General features: G+C 34.8%; 8 protein-coding genes. 4 read left to right on the top strand and 4 right to left on the bottom strand.

Annotation, left to right across the window (positions count from 1 at the left end):
- Positions 1-760 precede the first annotated feature (760 nt).
- Complete coding sequence (repM, locus tag G0029_RS17970) at positions 761-1,690, top strand: replication initiation protein RepM (protein WP_180110329.1); 930 nt, start codon at positions 761-763, stop codon at positions 1,688-1,690.
- 78 nt (positions 1,691-1,768) lie between these two features.
- Positions 1,769-2,290 carry a plasmid replication DNA-binding protein gene (locus G0029_RS17975; RefSeq protein WP_180110330.1) on the top strand — a complete coding sequence of 174 codons (522 nt, stop codon included), beginning with the start codon at positions 1,769-1,771 and terminating at the stop codon, positions 2,288-2,290.
- Positions 2,291-2,490: 200 nt separating this feature from the next.
- Here G0029_RS17975 and G0029_RS17980 read toward each other — a convergent pair whose 3' ends face one another.
- From G0029_RS17980 to G0029_RS17990, 3 genes are all read right to left on the bottom strand, one after another.
- A complete protein-coding gene (locus G0029_RS17980) occupies positions 2,491-3,774 on the bottom strand; it encodes a hypothetical protein (protein ID WP_180080474.1) in 1,284 nt (427 codons plus the stop codon).
- A 107-nt stretch (positions 3,775-3,881) separates the two neighbouring features.
- Entirely contained in the window at positions 3,882-4,433 is a 552-nt protein-coding gene (locus G0029_RS17985) for a macro domain-containing protein (protein WP_180080471.1), read from the bottom strand.
- A gap of 10 nt (positions 4,434-4,443) precedes the next feature.
- Complete coding sequence (locus tag G0029_RS17990) at positions 4,444-5,127, bottom strand: hypothetical protein (protein ID WP_180080468.1); 684 nt, start codon at positions 5,125-5,127, stop codon at positions 4,444-4,446.
- A 225-nt stretch (positions 5,128-5,352) separates the two neighbouring features.
- Here G0029_RS17990 and G0029_RS17995 point away from each other — a divergent pair, with 225 nt between their 5' ends.
- Both G0029_RS17995 and G0029_RS18000 read left to right on the top strand, forming a co-directional pair.
- Complete coding sequence (locus tag G0029_RS17995; RefSeq protein WP_180110331.1) at positions 5,353-5,649, top strand: type II toxin-antitoxin system RelE/ParE family toxin; 297 nt, start codon at positions 5,353-5,355, stop codon at positions 5,647-5,649.
- A gap of 1 nt (position 5,650) precedes the next feature.
- Positions 5,651-5,941 (top strand): addiction module antidote protein, encoded by a 291-nt coding sequence (locus tag G0029_RS18000; RefSeq protein ID WP_180110332.1) that lies wholly within the window; start codon positions 5,651-5,653, stop codon positions 5,939-5,941.
- Between the two features lie 54 nt (positions 5,942-5,995).
- On the opposite strand, the gene G0029_RS18005 is transcribed toward G0029_RS18000, so the two are convergent.
- Positions 5,996-6,655 carry a mobilization protein MobC gene (locus G0029_RS18005; RefSeq protein ID WP_180110333.1) on the bottom strand — a complete coding sequence of 220 codons (660 nt, stop codon included), beginning with the start codon at positions 6,653-6,655 and terminating at the stop codon, positions 5,996-5,998.
- Positions 6,656-6,871 lie beyond the last annotated feature (216 nt).

Genomic DNA, 6,871 nt, shown 5'->3' on the forward strand with positions numbered 1-6,871 from the left:
AAGTTTCTTAAAGAGAAACGCGTAAGCGTGCATTCTGATCTGCTGATCAAAAATGAAAAAATCTCAAAAGCTAGAACCCAGTTTTTTTTAAATATGATTGAAGATCGCTTTTAAATGCGTTCTAAGGCTCATTTAAATGAAAAGCACCCATAACTTATAAAATGGTAAATAGGGGCTAAAAATCGCAAATGAGAGCAAATTACACTATGTTTTCATGCTTATCTTTTTAAGAACCGAACGAGTGTCTACGAGTGACGTCCCAAAATTAAAATTCCAGAAGTCCTTTCCCTGATTACAAAGCTACATAAGCTTATTCTCAATAAGAACAGAGCAAAGCGATTCGAGATTTATGCTGATGTATCGAGCGAAGCTCGAATAAAAAGCTTTATGAGCGAAGCGAATTCCGAGTTGCTTTTGCTTTTTTAAAAGTCACGAAAATATGAATCAAAAATTGCCCCGACGAATCGAGCGAAAGCGAGATTCAATAGAGTTTGAGCGGAGCGAAAACCAAGGGCAATTTTTCATGAAATATGCTTTTAATTATTTTTAAGCTTTTAAATGTTTTTAAGATGGCTGAATCCTTTTATTTACAAGGCTTTCAAGCTTTATATAGCAACGTTTCCTCGGTTATATAGCAACGTTTCCTCGGTTATATAGCAACGTTTCCTCGGTTATATAGCAACGTTTCCTCGGTATTTGACAACAAATATTTATTATGTTGTTATAGCAACATAATAAAATTGTTGCTACATAGAATGACATGACAGACTTGGTCGTAAAATCTAATAGACTTGTACAAGCTTTACAGACACTTACTTTAAGCGAAACCCGTTTACTTCAGCTTGCAATTGTAGATGCTCGTGAGACTGGGCAAGGATTATCAACAGATGAACCTTTAGAATTAGATGCTCTTAGATATGCTAAAGCATTTAACGTTTCTCCAGATGCAGCTTATTTAGCGTTAATTGAAGCAGAAGATTCTCTTTTTAAAAGACAATTCACGATTACCAATGAAGATGGAACTTTAACAAAAAGTCGCTGGATTCAAGATGCTAATTATCGGAAAGGTGAAGGAAGAATTTTAGTTACCTTAACTCGTGTGGTAATTGAACATGTCACTAAAATAGATGGGTTTGAACAGTACTTTACTAGTTATCATTTGAAAAAAACTGCTGACTTCAAAAGCGTTTATGCAGTACGTCTTTATGAACTCTTAATGCAATGGAAGTCTGTAGGAAAAACGCCTGTTTATGAATTAAATAAATTTCGTAGTCAACTTGGTATAGGTGTTAACGAATACACTCGAATGGAAGCATTTAAGAGACGTGTTTTAGATATTGCAGTAGACCAAATCAACGAATTTTCAGATATCACTGTTAAATACGAACAGCATAAAAAAGGTCGTTCAATCTCAGGATTTTCTTTTAGCTTTAAGCCAAAGAAAGCAACTATTCGATCTATAGAAACTAATAGAGATCTTAATACAACTGATCTGTTTTCGAGGATGACAGATAAGCAACGCTATTTATTTGCTACTAAACTTTCTGAACTACCAGAAATGGGGAAGTATTCTCAGGGTACAGAAAGCTATCCACAATTTGCTATACGTATTGCTGAAATGCTTCAGGATAGTGAAAAATTCAAAGAATTATTCCCTTATCTTCAAAAAGTTGGCTTTGCATCTGCCTAAAATTTAAACTTGATCATTTGCCTATTAGACAGTCTAATAGGCAGTAACTTTTTACAAGTTTAGGCATAGGTTTACAGGATGAAAACCCTTACAGTTCTTGAACTTTCCAAGCTTTACAATATCAATAGACAAACGATTTATAACAATATAAAGAAAGGAATTTTAAGCAAAAATTCTGAAAATAAGATTGATCTAGCAGAGGCTATCCGTGTTTTTGGGGAGCCTGTTAAAAAACAGGATGTAAAAGAACCTGTAAAAATAGACAGTCCAAATTCGGCAGAAGTTTTACTGCTTAGACAGCAGATAGACATGCTGAAAAATCAGCTTTTGGATGCCAAAGACCGGGAATCCTTTTATCAAAACCAGATTGAAACGATGCAGCGCTTATTGGAAGCCCCAAAAACCAATATGACTACGTTTACCGATCAAGAACAGGCGCAAGCGAATGCAGCTCAAGTACAGCCAGAACCGAGCACCGATGATACGAAACATGACGGATTGACTACTACCGAACCTAAACGGATTCCAATCCCTGAATATGTGAAACCTGAACCTGAAAAAAGGGGCTTTTGGAGCCGTTTTTTTAGACCCTATGATTAACCACGATTGTTTAACTAATATGAACAAAGTCGTGAAACATTGCTTAAATAATAGGCGTGGAACGTGAAAAATCATAAAAAAAACCCACCTTGGGGAAGATGGGCTATCAACTAGAAACTACAGCGTTGAATTTTCAAGAGAATTATAACGCATTTCGTATAAGGTGTATTATGTTAATTTTAGCGAAACTCAATAATAAATTATTTCTTCTTTGGCTTCATGCATGAGGGTTTTGATAGGCTCACTGGCTGGTTTAAATTGTGTGCCTTAGCTCCCTGTTCTAAAAGGGCCTTTAAACTTTTTTCAGAATTTTTAGGCTGCTTATTTTGAGCATTCTTCTTTGGCTGTGGTGGCGATGCTTTTTTCTGAGCTTTTACTGACTGCTCAACTTTATTTTGTTTACTTGTAGGCTTGTTTTTTACGGCTGTTTTTAGAGACTTTAGCCATGAGTATGCGTGAGGATCTAACTGCAATAAATGTTCAATCATTTCATTACGTTTAGCTTTATCCATCTTAGAGATAATGCTTTTAAGATCAGCATTAATTGATTGATTTGTTGCACCTCGTTCACTAGCTTTTTCATACCACTCATGCCCAAGTGTATATTGATACGTTTCCATATAAATAGCGCCTAATAAAGTACAAGGACGATAATTATCTGGAGTTAAATTATGAGCTTTGGATGCATTATCAATGGCGACGTTAACCTTGCGAAGATCACGTCTAACTCCACCAAGAGTAGTGAAATACGCAGATAATAATTTTTTATCCTTGATACCATTAGTGGAAATTTTTTCTAAAAACTCTTCTGCTTCAACACTTTCCTTACACTTTCTTAATTGACTGCTAGCATTAATAGCATTCCAAATGTTCTTGGTGTTCTTTGCATATTCCTGCAAATAATAATTAGCTTCTAATCGATGAAATTTATGACGAACTTTGGCAGTAAAGAATTTTTTACCTATTGTATTTAACCAAACAGCTTCATCTTGAGAAAGTCTTGTTTCATTTTCTAGCTGATTCAAAATTTCAGAAAGCTCTGTAGGTGATGCCCCTGATAGATATTCATTAATGTCGTATTTTTTTAGTAATGCTTTTTCTTTTTGCTTTGCAATATAAACAGGATCTGACTCAAGCAACTTTTGTTTTTCAATAGCTTCCAGTCTCAACTTCTCCTGACGAATTTTTTCCTCAGCTACTCTTTCTAATTCAACTTTATGTCTAATTTTTTTCTGAAAGTCTGGCAGGAAACCGCTTAAAGATCTGAGCATATACTCATGAATATATACTTCTTCAAATTTACTTAGGCTTTGTTTTTCTTCATATTTTTTTATAATGTCTTTTAAACGGCTAGGTATTAAAAGATCTGACTTTAATGGATCTAAAAAATATTGTTGGCACAAATTTAAGAGTTTGCTCTCGAAAGTATCTAAATCTTTATCAGTAACTTTTGCCTGTAACAGTAAAGCCTTTCCCTCAGTCATAATAGAAATCTTATTCGAATCAAAAAATTACCTCAGTATAGTTGAATCACAAGAAGACCATGAAATTTTGGCAAAATTAGTTGCAGGCTTCTTGTACGAGCTATCCATTATTTAATCTGTATTTGAATTTTTGGATCTTCAATTTTTGAAAAAATTTCTTTATAAATTAAGTAATTTTCTTCATCTCTACACAAAAAAAACACCTCTTCAACTTGATCGTATTGTGGCAGCATCAAAAGAACCGTACCAATAGCTATTTCCGCAGCATGTTGGCGCGGAAATTTGTACACACCTGTACTGATATTGGGAAAAGAAACCGTTTTTGCCGCAATTTCATTAGCTTTCATAAGCGCATTGCTGTAAGCATCACAAAGTAACTGTGGCTCATTTCTTTCCCCATCTAACCATCTTGGCCCTACAGCATGGATAAGATATTTTGCAGGTAAGTTACCAGCAGTTGTAACTACAGCTTCTCCAGTCTGACAACCACCTTTTTCTTGATGAAGCCGAATACATTCGGCTTTCATTAAAGGGCCAGCTTTTTTATGAATGATATAATCAAGTCCACCACCACCGAGCAATGTTTTGTTTGCAGAGTTAACGATAGCATCGACAGAAAAATTAGTGATATCAGCTTGGATTAGATGGACATTTTTCATTTAAGATCTCTTACTTAATACCCCTTTCTTTTTTAAAGTCAGAGATAATTGGTTCTAATTCAGACTTACAGAATTCAATATATTCATTTGTTAAACCTCTAGCACTAGAAGGATGAGGTAAACCCACCACAGTACAATTTTCAAATTTATTAATGTACGTTAATGCACCATGATAATTAGGCATTCTTACAACTCTTAACTTTTCAGTTTCCTCACCCATGATTTGCGTAAATTTATCCCAAACCTTCCAGGATCTTAATAACTGAGTTAAAAGACCATTACCCATAAATAAAATTAATTTTGGTTTTAATGCCTTAATATGCAAAATAAAATTATCAATGTTTTCATCTTGCAAATAGAAAGGAATAGGATCTCTTTTCTGTTTTGACTCTACAGCCCAGTTTGTCTGAATAATTGTCTTATCAAAGTCGTCACCTTCTCCCTCTTCATTTAAAGGATGTCCCCACATTAAAAACCATGTTCTGATCCTTTTGTCATATGTAGTCCAAGTTTTTGCAATATCTCCATATCTCAATGACTTATTTGAAAAAGTACATTTTTTTGACATATCAGGCTCAACGATTTGCCCTTTTCTCTGAGCTTCTTCCCCCCACTCATAACCACAAATCATTAAGCCATGTTGATCATTGAAACCTTCATAAATTGCATTTCCAAGATTTAACTTTTCTTCCACTACAAAACCCTTGATATAATCCAAATTTAAAATACCACATCGATATCAACGGCTTTAAAGCAATTTATCGCACCAGTATTTTTGTAAAAATATATAAATTTCTATTATTAAGAGATTTTGTACTTAACATAAAATCTCTTATACGAAATTAACAAATCACAGGATGAATATACTTGCATATCGTATTCGATCGAATACAATTAAGTGAGAAGAAAAGGAATCCTCATGATTGAAATTAAACGTCTACCTGAGTTTGATGAATGGTTAGATGGCATTAAAGACAATATGACCCGTATTCGCCTGAATCGTCGATTAGATAAGGTTCAACGTGGAAATTGGGGAGACATTAAACCTCTCCAAGATGGTGTTTGGGAAATGAGGGAATTCTTTGGATCAGGCTGGCGGATGTATTACATCCAACATGGTGACATCGTGATTGTGATGCTTGGTGGAGGAGATAAATCTACACAGCAAGACGATATCAAGCGAGCAGTCAAATTATCGAAAACATTGGAGGATTAAAATGGTTAAAGTTGCTGATTTACCAAGTTTTGATATGGCTGAGTCACTCAAAACTGAAGAAGACATTGTGATGTATCTCAATATGGTTCTTGAAGAGAATGATCCAGCTGAATTAGCTCATGCACTTGGTGTAATTGCCAAAGCTCGTGGCATGACTCAAATCGCTAAAGATGCAGGAATTGGACGTGAAGCGCTTTATAAAGCACTTCGTCAGGATTCTGCACCACGTTTTGATACGATTAATCGTGTAGTGAATGCTTTAGGCTTAAAACTCACAGTAAAACACGCCTAAAAAATTTAAAAAATAGAGTAAAAAAAATAAGATCTTAGAGATCTTATTTTTATGTTATTCCCATCTCATTTTATTCTCTACTAACAGTTTATAAACGTGACGTATATGAGCTCTTATGAGTTCATGAATGCGACCCACGAAATTACGATCATATGCTTCATAGATGCCTTGATTCATAGCTTTCGCCATCTGGTTAAGGTTACGTCCTAGAGCTAATAACTGTCCATTAGAATCTCCTAACAAATGAGCTTCATCTTGCCCAAAAAAATGAATATCTTTTGTGACGTTTGCGGTAAGTACAGACAGAATATATTGATTCGTCTTCATTTTGCTTAGAGCTGCTCTTTCATCAATTTTCTTTAATAAACTTGGTTTAATTCTTAATTCTTTGCGTGTGGTTTTTTCAAAAACATCGATCGTGTCTTCTACTTTCTCCCTTTCAGCAATTTTTTCTCTTAACAGCTCCATGATCAATTCATTCGGATCTTGCTGCTCCGCCTGGGCCAAACTAAAGATTTTTTCAGCCAAATCATTATCCAGATGCAAGGAAAAATCCTGTCCAGAAAATGCAGGATCATTTTCTTTTTTATAAGCAGTTTCTAAAGCTTTCTGAAATGGCTCACCTTTCTTAACGCCTTGCTTCTCACACTTTGCCTCCCACCAATCAAGCACCGCTCGATCAACTCTAAAAAAAATCTTATTGTCTTTAGTCATGATTAATTCCGTAAGCAAAGTGATATTTTGCAGCTCCATTTTAGAGTCTGGGTGACAAAATGGCAATTTTAACGGCTGTTGCCTATCCTGCCCTAGAAATCAATTCTTTGCATTTCCCCTATTTTTCTTTGTCATGACTAATTTTTTAAATGATATTCAGGAGTAAGAACTACATTAAAAACTGGTGCAATCAAGCCAATTGAAGATATTTGATTT

Source organism: Acinetobacter sp. YH12138, from assembly GCF_015218525.1.
In the GTDB taxonomy this organism is placed as follows: Bacteria; Pseudomonadota; Gammaproteobacteria; order Pseudomonadales; family Moraxellaceae; genus Acinetobacter; species Acinetobacter amyesii.